This is a genomic window from Vibrio toranzoniae (genome assembly GCF_024347655.1).
Taxonomy (GTDB): domain Bacteria; phylum Pseudomonadota; class Gammaproteobacteria; order Enterobacterales; family Vibrionaceae; genus Vibrio; species Vibrio toranzoniae.
Genome location: NZ_AP025514.1, coordinates 1,004,678 through 1,022,736 on the forward strand (window position 1 = coordinate 1,004,678; position 18,059 = coordinate 1,022,736).

The 18,059-nt window shown below is 43.1% G+C and carries 14 protein-coding genes; 7 read left to right on the forward strand and 7 right to left on the reverse strand.

All coding sequences use genetic code 11. From position 1 onward, the window contains the following. Both pta and OCU50_RS04530 read right to left on the reverse strand, forming a co-directional pair. Entirely contained in the window at positions 1–2,166 is a 2,166-nt protein-coding gene (pta, locus tag OCU50_RS04525; protein ID WP_017054962.1) for a phosphate acetyltransferase, read from the reverse strand. 147 nt (positions 2,167–2,313) lie between these two features. Then, positions 2,314–3,510 (reverse strand): acetate kinase, encoded by a 1,197-nt coding sequence (locus OCU50_RS04530; protein WP_046222695.1) that lies wholly within the window; start codon positions 3,508–3,510, stop codon positions 2,314–2,316. 342 nt (positions 3,511–3,852) lie between these two features. Here OCU50_RS04530 and yfbV point away from each other — a divergent pair, with 342 nt between their 5' ends. From yfbV to OCU50_RS04545, 3 genes are all read left to right on the forward strand, one after another. After that, on the forward strand, positions 3,853–4,305 hold the full coding sequence (yfbV, locus tag OCU50_RS04535) for a terminus macrodomain insulation protein YfbV (protein ID WP_017054964.1): 453 nt from the start codon (positions 3,853–3,855) through the stop codon (positions 4,303–4,305). A gap of 267 nt (positions 4,306–4,572) precedes the next feature. After that, a complete protein-coding gene (locus OCU50_RS04540; RefSeq protein ID WP_060467342.1) occupies positions 4,573–5,538 on the forward strand; it encodes an ABC transporter substrate-binding protein in 966 nt (321 codons plus the stop codon). 254 nt (positions 5,539–5,792) lie between these two features. After that, positions 5,793–7,265 (forward strand): sensor domain-containing diguanylate cyclase, encoded by a 1,473-nt coding sequence (locus OCU50_RS04545; RefSeq protein WP_060467343.1) that lies wholly within the window; start codon positions 5,793–5,795, stop codon positions 7,263–7,265. A gap of 123 nt (positions 7,266–7,388) precedes the next feature. Here the strand turns inward: OCU50_RS04545 and dusC are convergent, their stop codons facing one another. After that, positions 7,389–8,345, reverse strand: coding sequence for a tRNA dihydrouridine(16) synthase DusC (gene dusC / locus OCU50_RS04550; RefSeq protein WP_082710318.1), 957 nt, complete (start codon positions 8,343–8,345; stop codon positions 7,389–7,391). A gap of 203 nt (positions 8,346–8,548) precedes the next feature. Here dusC and OCU50_RS04555 point away from each other — a divergent pair, with 203 nt between their 5' ends. Further along, positions 8,549–9,169 carry a YecA/YgfB family protein gene (locus tag OCU50_RS04555; RefSeq protein ID WP_060467345.1) on the forward strand — a complete coding sequence of 207 codons (621 nt, stop codon included), beginning with the start codon at positions 8,549–8,551 and terminating at the stop codon, positions 9,167–9,169. A gap of 121 nt (positions 9,170–9,290) precedes the next feature. On the opposite strand, the gene dsbB is transcribed toward OCU50_RS04555, so the two are convergent. Both dsbB and nhaB read right to left on the reverse strand, forming a co-directional pair. Then, the gene (dsbB, locus tag OCU50_RS04560; RefSeq protein ID WP_060467346.1) at positions 9,291–9,800 is read right to left on the reverse strand and encodes a disulfide bond formation protein DsbB; all 510 of its coding nucleotides are present in this window, start codon (positions 9,798–9,800) and stop codon (positions 9,291–9,293) included. A 147-nt stretch (positions 9,801–9,947) separates the two neighbouring features. Beyond that, positions 9,948–11,540 (reverse strand): Na(+)/H(+) antiporter NhaB, encoded by a 1,593-nt coding sequence (gene nhaB / locus OCU50_RS04565; RefSeq protein WP_060467347.1) that lies wholly within the window; start codon positions 11,538–11,540, stop codon positions 9,948–9,950. Positions 11,541–12,180: 640 nt separating this feature from the next. On the opposite strand from nhaB, the gene fadR reads away from it, so the two are divergent. After that, positions 12,181–13,020, forward strand: coding sequence for a fatty acid metabolism transcriptional regulator FadR (gene fadR / locus OCU50_RS04570; RefSeq protein ID WP_060467348.1), 840 nt, complete (start codon positions 12,181–12,183; stop codon positions 13,018–13,020). A 126-nt stretch (positions 13,021–13,146) separates the two neighbouring features. Here the strand turns inward: fadR and OCU50_RS04575 are convergent, their stop codons facing one another. Then, positions 13,147–13,626: a YehS family protein gene (locus OCU50_RS04575; protein WP_060467349.1), complete on the reverse strand. Its 480-nt coding sequence runs from the start codon at positions 13,624–13,626 to the stop codon at positions 13,147–13,149. A gap of 220 nt (positions 13,627–13,846) precedes the next feature. Continuing rightward, the gene (gene metG, locus OCU50_RS04580) at positions 13,847–15,922 is read right to left on the reverse strand and encodes a methionine--tRNA ligase (protein WP_060467350.1); all 2,076 of its coding nucleotides are present in this window, start codon (positions 15,920–15,922) and stop codon (positions 13,847–13,849) included. A gap of 156 nt (positions 15,923–16,078) precedes the next feature. On the opposite strand from metG, the gene apbC reads away from it, so the two are divergent. Both apbC and udk read left to right on the forward strand, forming a co-directional pair. After that, entirely contained in the window at positions 16,079–17,155 is a 1,077-nt protein-coding gene (gene apbC, locus OCU50_RS04585; RefSeq protein ID WP_060467351.1) for an iron-sulfur cluster carrier protein ApbC, read from the forward strand. Positions 17,156–17,402: 247 nt separating this feature from the next. Beyond that, the gene (gene udk, locus OCU50_RS04590) at positions 17,403–18,044 is read left to right on the forward strand and encodes a uridine kinase (RefSeq protein WP_017054975.1); all 642 of its coding nucleotides are present in this window, start codon (positions 17,403–17,405) and stop codon (positions 18,042–18,044) included. Positions 18,045–18,059: the final 15 nt, after the last annotated feature.

Sequence of the window (18,059 nt, forward strand, 5' to 3'; positions counted from 1 at the left end):
TTAGTTAATTACTTTTTCTTCAGCTTGAGCTGCTTGATCTGCTTGGATAGCCGTTAGAGCTACGGTGTAAACGATGTCGTCTACTAGAGCGCCACGAGACAAGTCATTTACTGGCTTGCGCATACCTTGAAGCATTGGACCGATAGACACTAGGTCTGCTGAACGCTGTACCGCTTTGTAAGTCGTGTTACCCGTGTTTAGGTCTGGGAATACGAATACTGTCGCTTTACCTGCAACTGGAGAGTTAGGCGCTTTAGAAGCAGCAACGTTTTCCATGATAGCGGCATCGTACTGTAGAGGGCCGTCAATCACTAGATCAGGACGTTTCTCTTGAGCAAGTTTGGTTGCTTCACGTACTTTATCTACATCTGCACCTTTACCAGATTCACCAGTAGAGTAAGAGATCATAGCAACGCGTGGGTCGATACCGAATGCCGCAGCAGAATCTGCAGATTGGATAGCGATTTCAGCAAGTTGTTCCGCTGTTGGATCTGGGTTGATCGCACAGTCACCGTATACAAGCACTTGATCAGGCAGAAGCATGAAGAAGATTGAAGATACGATAGAAGCATCAGGAGCCGTCTTGATGATCTGGAACGGAGGAACAATAGTGTTCGCCGTTGTGTGAACAGCACCAGAAACTAGACCGTCAACTTCACCCGCTTCGAGCATCATAGTGCCTAGGAATACAGAATCGTTTAGCTTTTCGCGAGCGACGACTTCAGTCATTCCTTTAGCGCCACGAAGTTCTACTAGACGAGCAACGTAGTTTTCGCGAACTGATGCAGAATCAATGATCTCAACGCCAGCGCCAAGCTCAACACCTTGCTGTGCAGCAACACGACGAATTTCTTCTGGGTTACCAAGAAGTACACACGTTGCGATACCGCGCTCAGCACAAATAGCCGCAGCTTTCACTGTACGTGGCTCATCACCTTCAGGAAGAACGATACGCTTAGCCGCTTTACGAGCGAATTCAGTTAGCTGGTAACGGAATGCTGGTGGGCTTAGACGACGAATACCTTGAGTTCCTTCAGATAGAGAATCAATCCAAGGGCCATCAATGTGGCTAGCAACGTGATCGTTAACGAACTCGATACGCTCTTTATCGTCCGCAGGAACTTCTAGGTTGAAGCTTTGTAGGTTTAGAGACGTCTGCCAAGTGTTACCTTGAGCTTTGAAGATCGGCAAGCCTGAAGCAAATGCTGGTGCACAAAGTTTAGCAATGCTTTCTGGGATGTCGTAACCGCCAGTCAGCAAAATTGCACCAATTTCAACACCGTTTTTCGCAGCAAGTGCCGCAGCAACGATAACGTCAGGACGGTCTGCAGAGGTTACTAGCAGTGAACCTGGCTTAAAGTGCTCAATCATGTGCGGTAGAGAACGTGCACAGAAAGTGATGCTCTTAATACGACGTTTAGAGATCTCACCTTCATTAACGATTTCAGCGTTAAGGTGCTTAGCCATATCAACCGCACGAGTTGCGATTAGGTCGATGCTCCATGGCACGCAGCCAAGAACACGGATAGGACTAGAGTTGAAGATTTGCATGACTTCAAGATTCGCTTGTTGAGCGCTATCTGCATCATCGAAGATTTCAGAAAGGTCAGGACGAGTACGGCCAGCTTCATCAACAGGAGCGTTAAGCTTGTTGATGATGACACCTTTAATACTCTTGTTCTTAGTACCGCCGAAGTTAGAACATGCAACTTCGATACGCTCTTTAAGTTGCGTAGGGTTGTCAGTACCAGGAGTCGCAACGAATACGATCTCCGCGCCAAGTGTCTTCGCGATTTCTGCGTTTACTTGGTTTGCAAATGGGTGCTTACGAGTTGGAACTAGGCCTTCAATAAGCGTGACTTCTGCGTCTTTGTTGATCTTGTTGTATTGTTCAACAACAGACTCAAGAAGTTCGTCCATTTTTTCGCTACCGATCAAAGCTTCAGCTTTAGTCATCGCGATCGGCTCACCAATCTTAATGTCGCTGTTTACGCTGATAATAGTAGACGTTAGATCGGGTTGATCACCACCGCTACGAGGTTGAGCAATTGGCTTGTAGAAAGAAACACTTACGCCCTTGCGCTCCATAGCGCGAAGAACACCCATGCTAACACTAGTAAGACCAACACCAGCGCTTGTAGGGATAAGCATAATAGTACGTGACATTGACGAACACCTTTGACTATTGGAAATAAAAAAAGCTCAACGGCTATCCCCACCGATATTTAAATTGGGGTAGGAATAGAAGTTGAGCCCCATTTTCTTAGTATGAAAAGCTGACTAGCTTCAAGTGAAACTAGTCAGAAAAATCAATTAAAGACCTGCTAGTTCCGCAGTGTCTTCAGCAATGACTAGCTCTTCGTTAGTTGAGATAACCATTGCAGGGATGCGGCTGTTAGCTGTAGTGATAGTACCTTCGCCGCCGAAACGAGCTTTAAGGTTAGCTTCGCTGTCAACTTCGATGCCGAAGATGCCTAGGCGGTTAAGCACCATTTCACGGATTGGACCAGAGTTCTCGCCGATGCCGCCAGTGAAAGTGATTGCGTCTAGACGACCTTCTAGAGTTGCAGTGTAACCAGCAACGTACTTAGCTAGACGGTGACAGAACACGTCCATTGCACGAGTTGCTTCTTCTTTCTCACCGTAGTTGTCTTCAACGAAACGACAGTCAGAAGTCACTTCAGTCAAACCAGCAAGACCAGACTCTTTAGTTAGCATGTTGTTGATTTCTTCAACAGAGTAACCAAGAGCGTCGTGTAGGTGGAAGATGATCGCAGGATCTAGGTCACCACAACGAGTACCCATTACAAGGCCTTCAAGAGGAGTAAGACCCATAGACGTATCTACAGATTGACCGTTCTTGATAGCGCATACAGAAGCGCCGTTACCTAGGTGACAGTTGATGATGTTAACTTCTTCAACTGGCTTGTTTAGTAGGCCTGCAACTTCACGAGTGATGAATAGGTGAGAAGTACCGTGCATGCCGTAACGACGGATACCGTGCTCTTTGTATAGGTTGTACGGTAGAGCGTATAGGTAAGACTCAGAAGGCATTGTTTGGTGGAACGCAGTGTCAAATACAGCAACGTTCTTAAGGCCAGGGAAGTTCTGTTGAGCCGCTTCGATACCGATAAGGTGAGCAGGGTTATGAAGAGGTGCGAAAGTCGCAGCGTCTTGAATACCTTTAAGAACTTCATCAGTGATAAGGGCAGAAGAAGTAAATTGCTCGCCACCGTGTACGATACGGTGACCGATAGCGCCAAGGTTAGCTTTAAGCTCAGGCTTAGAAGCAAGAATAGTTTCTACCATGAAAGATAGTGCTTCTACGTGAGCTGCGCCCGCGCCTAGTTGTGCTTCGTGCTTGCCATCAAGTTTCCACTTCATACGAGCTTCTGGAAGACCTAGACACTCAGCAAGACCAGTGAGGTGCTCCGCACCTGTTTCTGCATCAACCACAGCGAATTTAAGAGAAGAACTACCACAGTTTAAAACTAAAACTAGCTTAGACATTAATGACTACCTGTTAATTTTTCTGATCGAAATCAGTTAAGGATGAAAATTAATCTCAAGAATAGACGAAGCACGTGGGCTTGCGTACTAACCTTGGTCAAAAAAACGTTAATTTCCGTATAAAGTGAAAGCGCACTTTTTCAAAAAAGAGGCTTGAGCATTCCTTGCAGAAGTCTTCTCAAAGTTGCTTAAATTGTAAATAAGGGCAACAATGAGATTGAGGTCTGCAAATAATAGCGATATTGTGCAAATATAACAAAAAAATTTGAAATAATATTATTTTTCGTCAAATTCTTGTGTTTTTAGTTGATGATTTCAACTTTTTTTTAGTGGGAGACTCATATGAGCAATAGAGTTGGTTTAACGAGCAGTTTAAAAGATGGCCAAAAATACATGGATCTTTGGCCTGTCCGAAAAGAGTTAAACGCTATTTTCCCAGAGCAACGCATCATTAAAGCGACGCGCTTTGGTGTAAAAGTGATGCCCGCGATAGCTGCTATCAGCGTTCTGACGCAAATGGTCTTTAATAATAACCAAGCGATACCGCAAGCAGTGGTTATGGCTTTGTTTGCTATTAGTTTACCGCTTCAAGGTATGTGGTGGTTAGGCAATCGCTCAAACACTCAACTCCCGCCAGCGTTAGTATCGTGGTATCGCGAACTGCACGAGAAGATCACTGAAACGGGTTTTGCTTTAGAGCCAATGAAGCCACGCCCTCGCTATAAAGAATTGGCGATCATTTTGAATCGTGCATTCCGCCAGTTAGATAAATCGTCAATGGAACGCTGGTTCTAACAATACCTCATCGATCCCTATCGTCTGAGAACGGCTACACATCGTGGTGGCTTGTTCTCAGATGTTGTGCATTTACTTGTGCTCACCTAGTTTGTTATCTACTGATTCATCCCGACCAATTTTTCTCACATAATTCGAACTTTGTTGTGTTTCTGTTAGATATCACTTCAAGTTATTAATGGTTGTTATTAATACTATCAGTAGTGGGTGTGATATTATTCTCTTAGATCGAACAATAACAACGAGATCTTGATGAAGGAAGTATTGATGGTTTCGGGAAAAAAAATATCAACGGCTGCTTTGAGTGGTTTTCTGTTGCTATGGACTGGCAGCGTGATGGCAAATATCGCCAAAGTATCAGTATCGCAAGTGGTAGACCATCCTGATTTAAACGCGACACGTTTAGGATTGATTGAAGGGCTACGAGCTAACGGTTTTGAATCCGGTAAAAACTTAGAGTTTTCCTATGAGGTGGCTGATGGAAATCCAGCGCAAGCTGCGAAAATAGCTAGGAAGCTAGTCAGTGAAAATCCTCATGTGTTAGTCGGCATCGCGACACCTACCTCTCAGGCTCTGGTCTCGGCAACACGATCCATTCCTATTGTGTTTACAGCGGTGACAGATCCAATCGGGGCAAGGCTTGTAAAACAGTTGGAAAAACCGGGTCGAAATGTCACTGGCCTTTCTGACTTATCACCGATCTCTCAACATGTATCGTTAATTAGAGAACTTTTTCCTCAGGCAAGTTCAATTGGTGTCGTTTATAACCCGGCAGAAGCTAATGCGGTTGCTTTAATTGGACTATTGAGAAAGGCTACGCGAGACTTTGGTTTCACTCTCCTCACTGAAAAAGCATTGAGCGTTGAAGACGTAGAAGCAAAAGCAAAATCTGTGGCTAGGAAGTCTGATGTTATCTACGCCTTAACGGACAATACCGTCGCAAGCGGCATGGAAGGTCTTATCAAAGCGGCGAATCGAGCAGGGACGCCAGTGGTTGCAGGGGCGACGTCTTATGTTGGGCAGGGAGCTATTGCAGGTTTAGGTCTAGATTATTATGACGTTGGAGTGAAAACCGCTGACTATGTCGTAGAGATTCTGAATGGACAAAAACCTGGAAAGTTGAGTGTCAAAACTGCCCAGAGCTCTCAACTCGTTGTCAATTTGAACGCGGCTCGTAAGCTCGGCGTGACATTGCCTCGGTCTGTGATTGAGCGCGCGGTCGTTAGCCGATAAACCTCTTTAGGTCTTAATTGACGGACGATCTATCAGTTACTTTGTTAACAGAGCTTGAATAAGTTTTTAATGATTCAAACTTAATCACATTGATATCAAACAGCGTTCTTTTTTTATTAGTTTGTGAATAGTTAGCTCACCGTTAGGCCTGCTGTTAATATCAATTTACATTATTTTATATCGAGAGGGTTGTGGGTTAGTGTAATAATATTAATGGTATAAATGAAAGAAGCTAAACGCTAAGAGCAAATTATATGAAAGTAAACAGGCACTTTAGCCTTCACTTTGTCTTCGGATTTCCTGCTGTGATCGCCTTAATGCTGCTTGGTTTAATAGGTAAGAACCATTTTGATACTGTAGGAAAGGAAATCGACAGCGAATTTCACCGTATCGAAGAAGTGTTTAAACGAACGACTAAAATAGTCACTGCCTTAGATTACAGCTTTTCTAATTACTATAAATCCGGTAATCCTTTCTCCCTCGACCATAACAAACAAGTGGTTGGTGGCCTTTGCCGTATTTGGCCTATTGACGTGTTACTGCTTGCTGATGGCAAAACTTCAGACATTCCCTCTATTGATATCAACTATATGTTGGTTGGTGAGGAGTCTTTATGTTCTGAAAGCAGTGATAGTGACAGTTACATAAATGCCTCAAAAAAGATTACTTTGGCGCCTATTCTTTCATTCTTATCCCAGATTGATGAATACCACAACGGCATTTACTTTATTGATGCACGTGGTTACGTTATTTCATCACCTGAAGATTTTGCTAAGGGGTTAAACAAAGAATTGCTGTCGACAATCAAAAGTCGCCCTTATTGGCAGAAAACAGCTAACAACCCAGAGCATCTAACGCTATCTGGCCCTGTATACCGGTTTGACTCTCTTGACCGAATTATTAGTATGACAATGCCAGTATTCCACAAAGGAGCCCATCAAGGGATGTTATCGGTGGATATTGATGCTGATAAGTTACTTGCTAACTCTAATGAACATCTAGTGGGCCGAATTGATATCATTGATATCACATTAGTCAATTCGACCGATAATGCCACTTTCTATCACGAGATCGCATTGGAAGGGGTTGCGTCTCATCAAGCGATTTACTATGAGTTTGACCTTGCTAAAGAGATCGAGCACTTTTTTGTTTATGAGAAAGACAGCCTTATTGTGGCTATTATCGTGTATATGTTTTCTGTAACGATTTTTTTCTACGTTAATTCCAATATGGAACGTATCTATTTTAAAGATCTTGCAGCCAAAGATCCTATGACTGGGTTATTGAATCGACGTGGCTTGGAAGTTTTTTGGAGTAGTGTAGAACATGACCAATTGTTTGCCTTAATAGTATTTGATATTGATGACTTCAAGTCGATTAATGATACCTATGGTCATGATAAAGGTGATGATGTGATTCGTTATATGTCGCGTCAGATTAGTAGTAGCATTCGAAATAGCGATGTAGCTGCAAGGTTTGGTGGGGAAGAATTCGTCGTTTATCTGGAAGGTGATGATCGAGCGGCCATGATAAGAACATTACAACGCGTTAAAAATGCAATTAGCGCGAACTCAACGGACATTATCCCTGATGGTTTCACGATATCTGGTGGGGTTTGTATTGTTGAGGCTGAACACAACAACCTCAACTTTGACGAGATATTCAAATACGCGGATGAAAAGCTGTATGTGGCTAAGACGACGGGTAAAAACCGAATCGAGTTTTAGCCATGTTATTGAATCGATGTTTTTGTCAGAAAGAGGGAAGCGCCACGTGTCTATCTAAACGTTTTTGTCTAGGTAAATGCGGTTTTAATAAGTAAACACGCTTGTATCGGTAAGCGTAAATAGTTAGACAGGTTGGCGATGTGCTTCTTGATAACGCTGAAGGCGCTCTACAATGGGAGGCGCTTTCTTGAAAGTACGAATTTCTTTAAATAGTTCGTTCGCTTCAGGGTAACCTTTACTCAGGTAGACAAACCACTGCTTTACTCTATTGGGGTAGTACATGCCTTTATCCCCTTTAATTTGAAACTCTGAATAACGCAGTAAAAGTTCAATCACTCTATTCCACGGCATTTTCTGATGGTCGTGCTTAACGACATTACCAAGGTTCGGAATATTGAAGGCGCCGCGGCAGACCATCAATGAATCCACTCCTGTTGCCTTAATGCAATCTTGGCCATCTTGATAGTTCCAAATTTCCCCATTGGCAATCAACGGCAGAGACGTTTTCTCTCTTATTTGATTGATGTAGTCCCATTTGATTTCGCTGGCTTTATAGCCACCAACTTTGGTTCGTGCATGTACGGTGAGTTCGTCAGCTTTTGCTTGTTCGATAGCGTCGACAATTTCAAAGCACTCTTCAGGGTGCTCCCAGCCTAATCGAATTTTTGCGGAGACTGGAATGTGTGCAGGCACGGCTTCTCGGCAGGCTTTTACCACTTGATAGATGAGTTCTGGCTCTTTTAACAGTGAAGCTCCACCATTACTTTTGTTTACCGCCTTTGCAGGGCAGCCAAAATTAATATCAATGCCTTTAGCGCCTAAACTCGCAGCTTGGAAGGCATTTTCGGCCATCCAATTTGGGTGTTGTCCAAGAAGTTGGAGATGGATAGGCACACCTGCCATAGTTTGAGAGCCTTGATGTAATTCAGGACAAATACGGTGGAAAACATGCGGAGGCAGAAGTTGATCAACTACGCGCACAAACTCTGTTACACAGAGGTCATAATCATTGATCTCTGTCAGAATTTCGCGCATTAGGTGATCTAGTACGCCCTCCATAGGGCCAAGTATTACTCGCATATTGTTTGCTACCGAAACTGAGTGTACCGAAAATTTAAGAGGCGTGATTGTACGGTGTGCTTACAGGATTGTCACTATGAGTGTGGTGTACCTACTACTATATCTTTGCCGGTTAGATGTGATGTCGGTTTCATCGGTTAGTAGCGACATTTTAGGAGCGATGGCGTTATAATACCGAAAATGCCCCAATATCCAGAGCTTTCATGACATATCAATTATTAAGCCTACCTGAATCTATCTCAGACATTACGCCGCCGTTTATTGAAGGTGCAATCCTTGCGTCTAACCTAGCGACAAAGCCACTCGATCCTGAAGAATGGCTTGCTATTGTAGCGCCTGAAGCGGGCAAAGAGCTTGTAACATTAGTGACGGAACAGATTAACCGCCAGCATAACCTGATTCAGCGTAGTGAATACTTACTGACTGACGTTTTGGCTGAAGGTGACTTCAATGAGCAGTTCGCAGATTTTGCGGAAGGTTTCATGATGGTTTGGCCAACAGTGGAAGAGCAGTGGCAGAGCGTGACGGTCGCGGATGGTACACTGCGCATGTTACAAGCGCTCCTAACAACCTTGATGTTAGCGATTGATGAAGAACAAACTCAGCAACAAATGGTCGCTGCAGGGCTTAAAAACCCACCATCGCTTACAGATTTAGTTGGTCAAGTCGATCTAATGATTTCAGAAGTAGCTATGGCGGCTGATGAAGCTATGTTGGGTAATAAATCCCAGAGCGTGAATCCATTTAAAGGCATCGGTCGAAATGACCTTTGTCCTTGTGAGAGCGGCAAAAAGTTTAAACAATGTTGTGGTAAAAAGAGCTAATCACAGTTTGTTGACGAAATTAGCTTGAGTAAGTAACACGCTTTAAGTAATAAAAAGTCTAAGCATAAAAAAGTCGACCTTTGGGTCGACTTTATAGCTTCTGAACATGATGAGCTAAATGTTAGTCATTCTTTGATCTAACAAATTGAGAAATGACAACAAAACCGAAAGCAACCAAGTTACCCGCAAAGACAATCACGAGCCATTGTGGCATTGAAAGTTCTAAGAACTGCCACACCACTTTACTGCAGTCTCCGTAAGCCTCAAACATCCACGGAGCCCATTGGTTTAAAGGTGCCCAGCTAGGGAAGGTCACGAATAAGTCACAGGTTGCGAAAGGAGACGGATTAAACTGATAGTCAACGTGCTCTAAAGCCAGTGTCAAACCTTTGTATGCGCCAAATCCCCAACCAGCTAGGCCCAACCAGCGCGATATTGGATTGTTCGGAGCAATTGCACCAATGAGGGCTGCAACACCAATTGCGAGCATAGCAACGCGTTCATAGATACACATCACGCAAGGGCCAAGCATCATCACATGCTGGAAAAAAAGAGCGCACGCCTCAAAAAATACAATAAAAGCCAGCAATAAAAGCCAAGATAAACGTCCCTTAGAGAAGTCTTTGAGCATTATAAAAAAGTTCACGAATTTAACCCTGTCTATAAAATAAAAAAGCTCTGAATACTCAGAGCTTTTTATCTTGGATAAGTTTCCTAATCAACGAATATTTTTGATTAGTTAGTTATACTTATTGTGGTTTGCGACACAGTGTTTAGCTTAATGACCACCAGAGATAACGGGTGCAACTACTTCACCTGCTCGATGAATGATCCAACCAGCATCGTAGAACCATGCTGTCATCGGCTCTACCAAGAACACGATGCCTGCTAGGCCAACCAGTGCCAAAACGATTGTGTAAGGCAGTGCCATGATAACCATGCGCCCGTAAGATAGTCTAATTAACGGAGCCAGTGCTGATGTTAATAGGAACAAGAATGCTGCCTGACCGTTTGGCGTTGCAACCGAAGGTAGGTTAGTACCCGTGTTGATCGCCACTGCGAGTAGGTCGAATTGGTCACGAGTGATGATACCTTCAATAAGCGCTGTTTTCACTTCGTTAATGTAAACCGTACCTACGAATACGTTATCTGAAACCATCGATAAGATACCGTTGGCCACATAGAATAGTGCGAGTTGAGCACCTTTATCTTCAACGTGAAGTACAGCATCAATTACAGGCTTAAATAATGATTGGTCGATGATTACTGCAACGATGCAGAAGAAAACAGCTAACAGAGCGGTGAATGGCAGTGCTTCCTCAAATGCTTTACCCATTGAGTGCTCTTCGATAACGCCAGTAAATGCTGTTGCCAGAATGATAACTGAAAGGCCAATCAAACCCACTTCAGCAACGTGAAGCGCAAGGCCTACAATAAGCCAAACTGCGATTGCACCTTGAACCCATAGTTTTGCTACGTCTTGTTTGGTACGATTTGCTCGTTCTTTATTGTCGAACTCGACCAAGATTTGGCGAACGTTATTTGGTAGTTTGGCTCCATAGCCAAACACTTTGAATTTCTCTACAAGTGCGCAAGTTAGAATACCGCAGATGAATACGGGCAGCGTGACTGGCAGCATACGGATGATAAACTCACCAAACTCCCAACTCGCTTGCTTAGCTATCACTAAGTTCTGTGGTTCACCGACCATGGTCATGACACCACCTAGTGCCGTGCCCACGCCTGCATGCATGAGTAGTGAACGTAAGAAGGCCCGGTAGTTTTCTAAGTCATCACGAGTTAGCTCAGAGATCTCTTCATCATGAGTATGATCGTGTGCAGACGTTGAGCCTTTGCCTGATGCCACTTTGTGGTAGATAGAATAGAAGCCAACCGCAACACTGATCACAACGGCAATTACTGTTAGCGCATCTAGGAATGCCGATAAAAAAGCGGCAGCGATACAGAAAGCAACAGAAAGCAGAATTTTAGATTGGATACCGAGCAGTATCTTCGTGAAAATGAACAAAAGCAGTTCTTTCATGAAGTAGATGCCAGCAACCATGAATACCAACAAGAGTAATACAGGAAGGTTAGCTTGTAGCTCGTGGTAGACCATTTCAGGTTTGGTCATGCCTATGGCGACCGCTTGAATCGCCAGTAAACCTCCTGGTTGAAGAGGATAGCATTTCAAAGCCATTGCTAAAGTGAAAATAAACTCAACCACTAATAGCCAGCCCGCAACAAATGGGTCAACTAGGAAAAAAACAAATGGATTGATGATTAAAAAGGAAATGATGGCAAGTTTATACCAATCAGGAGCTTTACCAAGGAAGTTCTTGATAAAAGCGTTTCCGAGAGACATCGGCATGTTAATACTCTTTTATGTTGATTATGAATAGACAAGCAATACAACATTTTGAAAATCGAGCTATAGAAATCATTAAAAACTATAGCTAACAGTGACTTAGAAAAACTACATTCCATGTAACGTTCTGTGGTCTTGCCAAGTCACTCCCTTAGAAACTCAAGCACTGCTTATTTTTGAGCGAAACTCTACTCTTAGATAACATTTAGTCAACAGGAAAAGTTCTGTAGTGCTAAAAATACCACTTTTTTGTTGAGAAACGCGATCAAAGTAGTGCGAGCATATCACTTAAAATTTAATAAAAACCGACTAGAATCAATATTTAATCGAAATGATTGAAAATCACAGAATAAAGGCGGTTTATGTGTGATTTTTACAACTTAATATTGCAATTTAATGGTTCTTAAATTATGACCAATGTCATTGATTTTAAAGAATTTTTGTTGTGTTAATGAATTGTTGGAATGGTTGTTTATAGTCACTTGCTTTCTAAAGCTTGGGTGCAAACGTGTGTTTATCTTTAGAGTTTTAACTCTATTGCTTGATATGAGTGAGTTAAGTTTTTGAGGGTGTTTCCGCTAGGTGTGACTAGTGGTATGATGAGTAAATTAGAACAGAATAATTTAATTGGATTGAAGTGTAGATGGTCATTAAGGCGAAGAGCCCGGCAGGTTTTGCAGAAAAGTATATCATTGAAAGTATTTGGAATGGCCGTTTTGCTCCTGGCTCTATCTTACCCGCTGAGCGTGAGCTTTCTGAACTGATTGGTGTAACACGCACCACGCTTCGTGAAGTGCTTCAGCGTCTTGCTCGTGATGGTTGGTTGACAATCCAACACGGCAAACCAACCAAAGTAAACCAGTTTATGGAGACTTCTGGTCTCCATATTCTCGATACGTTAATGACGTTGGATGTTGATAACGCAAGTAAAATGGTCGAAGACTTACTCGCTGCGCGTACCAATATCAGCCCAATCTTTATGCGTTATGCATTCAAAGTAAACAAAGAAGCTTCAGAGCGTACTATTAGCAACGTGATTGAATCTTGTGAAGCGCTACTTGCGGCACCTACATGGGATGAGTTCTTAGAATCCTCACCATACGCCGACAAGATTAAGCAAGCAGTCAAAGAAGATTCAGAGAAAGATGAAGCGAAACGTCAGACGATCTTAATCGCGAAGACTTTCAACTTCTATGACTACATGCTTTTTCAACGTTTGGCGTTCCACTCCGGTAATCAAATTTATGGTTTGATTTTCAACGGAGTACGTAAATTCTATGACCGCATTGGTAGTTACTACTTCTCCAACCCAGAAGCTCGACGTTTGGCGATAAACTTCTATAAAGAGTTATTCGTTATTTGTGAGAGTGGTCAACGAGAAAACTTGCCACTGGTGATCCGTAATTACGGCATCGCAAGCGCGCAGGTTTGGAATGAAATGAAAACAACGTTGCCAACTAACTTCACTGAAGACGATAGTTAATCCGGTAAACGCTAATCTGATAAATTTTAGGTTGATTCGGTAAGTGACATAAAGAAAACGAAAAAGCGGCGAGATAATTAAATTATCTCGCCGCTTTTGTATTTCTGAAGAGCGGGTGTTAGTAACTTAAGCTACAAACTCTTCTGAATCTGGGCGGTTCGTAAATTGGACGCCATTTAGAAAATCACAAAGTAGTTGGTCTTCACATATCTTGTAGTTTTTGTTTTCTGGTTTACGGAAGTACGCACCAATCTCGTGCTTGCTCAAGCTAATGCCGACGACTTCTAACACGTCTAGCACATCTTCTGCTTTCATGTTTAACGCAATACGTAGCTTCATGAAAATCATGTTGTTTGTCAGTGCTACCTCAGGTTTAGGCTGAGCACCTTCTTTTTTGCCACGCTTCAGGTTGATGAAACCATTCAGGAATACCGCTAGCTCTTTATCTTTCATTTTAGAGCATGACTTGTCGTTATCGTCTTTCAGCCAGTTAATCACTTGGTCATGAGCAACAGTCACATCAGCTTGCTCGATAGCTTTGATGATTTGTGCATTTTTAAGGTTTAGTGCGTGCTGAATACGACGCAAGATTTCATTGTTAGTCACTGAGGTGTCCTAAAAAGGTTTAGAGAGTAAAGTGGATTCAAACGGCGCATTGCCATTGATAAACCGTTTCATACTTTACTTAGCATAGTTGATGGCGACTCTAACAGAGAACGCTTATTTTCGGTAGATATAAAAAATCCCCAATGCTGGTTAGCTCTTTCAAGCTAAAAGTACATTAGGGATTTTGCTATGAGTGTTTTTTATCTGACAGAAGTCAGAATTACATTACACGCATACCAGGTTGAGCACCCTCGTGTGGCTCAAGGATCCATAGGTCGCTGCCGCCAGGGCCCGCCGCTAAGATCATGCCTTCAGACATGCCAAACTTCATCTTACGAGGTTTTAGGTTTGCTACCATTACGGTTAGCTTGCCTTCTAGCTCTTCAGGTTTGTAAGCTGACTTAATGCCAGAGAACACTTGGCGAGTTTCACCACCGATGTCCAATTGGAACTTCAGTAGTTTGTTCGCTTTCGGAACTTCTTCACAAGAGATGATACGAGCAATACGCATATCGACTGCAGCAAAGGCATCGAACTCAATCTCGTCTGCGATTGGTTCTTTGTCTAGCTCAGTTTGGTTGGCTTGCTCTTTTTCAGCTTCTGCTTTTTCTTTCGCAGCTGCTTCTGCGGCTGCATCTTCTTTAGAAGACTCGATCATGGCTTCCACTTTCTTCGGATCAATGCGGCTAAATAGCGCTTTGAACTTAGTGATTTCGTGATCAGTTAGCGGCGCTGCAATACTTTCCCACGTTAGCTCTTCGTTTAGGAAAGCTTCGGTGCGAGCCGCAAGCTCAGGCATCACTGGTTTCAGGTAAGCCATCAGCACGCGGAATAGGTTAATACCGACAGAAGAAACTTCTTGAAGCTCTTTCTCTTTGCCTTCTTCTTTTGCAAGAACCCAAGGTGCTTTATCATCGATGTACTGGTTAGCTTTGTCTGCTAGTGCAGTAATTTCACGGATAGCGCGGCTGAACTCACGAGTTTCGTATAGCTCACCGATACGCTCAGCAGCAGCAACGAATTCATTGTAAAGTTCTGGTTCTGCAAATTCAGCAGAAAGCTTGCCTTCAAAACGCTTAGTGATGAAGCCAGCGTTACGCGAAGCTAGGTTAACGATCTTGTTTACGACATCAGCGTTTACACGTTGAGTGAAGTCTTCAAGGTTAAGGTCTAAATCATCGATACGGCTGTTTAGCTTAGCAGCGTAGTAGTAACGTAGACACTCAGGGTCTAAGTGATTTAGGTACGTACTTGCTTTAATGAATGTGCCTTTAGATTTAGACATCTTAGCACCGTTAACCGTTACGTAGCCGTGCACAAATACGTTGTTTGGCTTACGGAAGCCCGCGCCGTCTAGCATTGCTGGCCAGAATAGGCTGTGGAAGTAAACGATGTCTTTACCGATGAAGTGGTAAAGTTCAGCTGTGCTGTCTTTCTTCCAGTATTCGTCGAAGTCTAGGTCATCGCGCTTGTCACAAAGGTTTTTGAATGAGCCCATGTAACCGATAGGAGCATCTAGCCAAACGTAGAAGAATTTATCTTTCTCGCCTGGGATTTCAAAACCGAAGTAAGGTGAGTCGCGAGAGATGTCCCACTGTTGCAAGCCTGACTCAAACCATTCCTGCATTTTGTTTGCAGTTTCATTCTGTAGAGAGCCAGAACGAGTCCACTCTTTAAGCATGCTTTCGAACTGAGGTAGGTCGAAGAAGAAGTGCTCAGAGTCTTTCATTACTGGAGTTGCACCAGAAACCGCTGATTTAGGGTTAATCAGTTCAGTTGGGCTGTATGTCTCACCACAGTTATCACAGTTATCACCATACTGGTCTTCTGACTTACACTTAGGGCAAGTACCTTTTACGAAGCGGTCTGGTAGGAACATCTCTTTCTCAGGATCGAAAAGCTGAGAAATAGTGCGGCTAGAAATAAAGCCGTTCTTTTTAAGTTCTAGGTAAATGTGAGAAGCCAGTTCACGGTTCTCTTCGCTGTGTGTGCTGTGGTAGTTATCAAAGCTAATATCGAAGCCTGCGAAGTCTTGTTGGTGCTCTTCACTTACTGCAGCGATCATCTCTTCTGGTGTAATACCCATCTGTTGTGCTTTAAGCATGATTGGTGTGCCGTGGGCATCGTCAGCACAGATGAAGTTTACAGTGTTGCCACGCAGGCGTTGGTAACGAACCCAAATGTCAGCTTGGATGTGCTCAAGCATGTGACCTAGGTGAATCGAACCGTTAGCGTACGGAAGGGCACAAGTAACCAGTAATTTCCTTGGATCAAGAGTTCTTGGATCGTTTGCCATACTTAATATTCGCTTTTATTGATAGGTATAAATTTGATGGGTAATACTACTTTATAACGTGTGTTACGCCAAGGAGTCAGATACAGGATTCCCTTAGTTTTTTAGGGGTTCAGTCTTTATCTCGTGGGTGATAGCATAAATAAAAAAGGAGCTCCAATGCGTAACTTTACTTCTAAGCAAGATTTCTGTTCATGGTTGAATGAGTTCGAGTCACCTATCCTCATTCCTGAGTGGGCGTTACACCAAAATATCGTCTCTGTTGATCCCCGTGGATCATTTGTTATTACATTGCCTTTCGCTGCCAATCAGCTTGCTGTTGATCTTGAAGATTGGATTAATGCCCAGATTGAGCAAAAGCTTGTGAGTACTTTCCAATTTCAAGTGAAGGTGAAGCCATCTGCGTTAGAAACCACGGTTGCGACACCATTGAAGGGCGTGAAGAACATCATTGCCGTGACATCTGCAAAGGGTGGGGTGGGTAAATCGACGACTTCAGTCAACCTTGCTTTGGCTTTATCTAAGTCTGGTTCAAAAGTGGGTTTATTGGATGCAGATATCTATGGCCCTTCTGTGCCGATGATGCTTGGCCAATTAGACGCGAAACCAGAAGTTCAAAATAACAAGTGGATGATGCCAATTGAGGTGCACGGTATTTTCACTCACTCCATTGGTTACCTTGTATCGAAAGATGATGCTGCCATTTGGCGTGGCCCAATGGCGGCCAAGGCATTAGGCCAACTTGTTAATGAAACGGTATGGCCAGAGTTGGATTACTTAGTTATCGACATGCCACCGGGCACAGGGGATATTCAGTTAACATTGTCACAACAGATTCCTGTGACAGGGGCTGTTGTGGTGACTACGCCGCAAGATTTGGCATTAGCCGACGCACGTAAAGGTGTCGCTATGTTTGATAAAGTAAGTGTGCCAGTAGCAGGACTAGTAGAAAATATGAGCTACCATATCTGTAGCCACTGTGGTGAGAAAGAGCATATCTTTGGTGCTGGTGGCGCAGAAGCGATGTCAGAAGAGTTTCACCTTGATATCTTGGCGCAAATTCCATTGCATATTGATGTGAGAGAAGACATTGACGCAGGTTGCCCGACGGTAATACGTCGTCCAGATAGTGAGCATACGCGTCACTATCTAGAACTTGCTGAAAATATCGCTGCGAAAATGTTCTGGACGGGAAAAGCGAGACCAGAAGCGATTAACTTTTCGATGGTTGAATAGCGCGGATCAATGCAAAAAGTATCTAGGTTACCAACATAGCTGTTTGAAGTTGGACAAATAATCATTGGGGTGCGCAAATAGTTATAAGGGTGCTGTTTGAAAGCAAACGATTGTATTCATGAAATGCATTGATATCATCAATTTGACTGCAATTAGCTAGAATGGCGACTAGAATCTATGTTGTTTAGCCCCTATAATCAGGCGGTTTATCTATTCCCACCACCAAACCATATCGGGTGCAAAATTAATGTCTGATAATAATCAATGTGTCATCGTAGGTATCGCTGGCGCTTCAGCTTCAGGAAAAAGTCTGATTGCTAGTACGATTTATAATGAGCTGCGCGAAAAAGTAGGCGACCATCAAATTGGTGTTATCACGGAAGATTGCTATTACAGCGACCAAAGTCACTTGAGTATGGAAGAGCGTGTTAAAACTAACTACGATCACCCAAATGCATTAGATCATGATCTTTTATGTGAACATCTACAGCAGCTAATGAGTGGCAATGCCGTAGAAGTTCCTGAATACAGTTACACTGAGCACACACGTACTTCTGAAACGACTACACTTACACCTAAGAAAGTGATCATTTTAGAAGGTATTCTGCTATTAACAGACCCGCGTCTTCGTAACCTAATGCACGCAAGTGTTTTTATGGATACACCGTTAGACATCTGTCTATTGCGTCGTGTTAAACGTGATGTAGAAGAGCGTGGACGTACAATGGATACTGTACTTAAACAATATCAAAAAACAGTGCGTCCAATGTTCATGCAGTTTATCGAGCCTTCGAAACAACATGCAGACATCATCGTTCCTCGTGGTGGTAAAAATCGTATTGCGATTGATGTGTTAAAAGCGCACATTGCGAAGTTGTTGAAGTCTTAATCGAATAAAACTTTA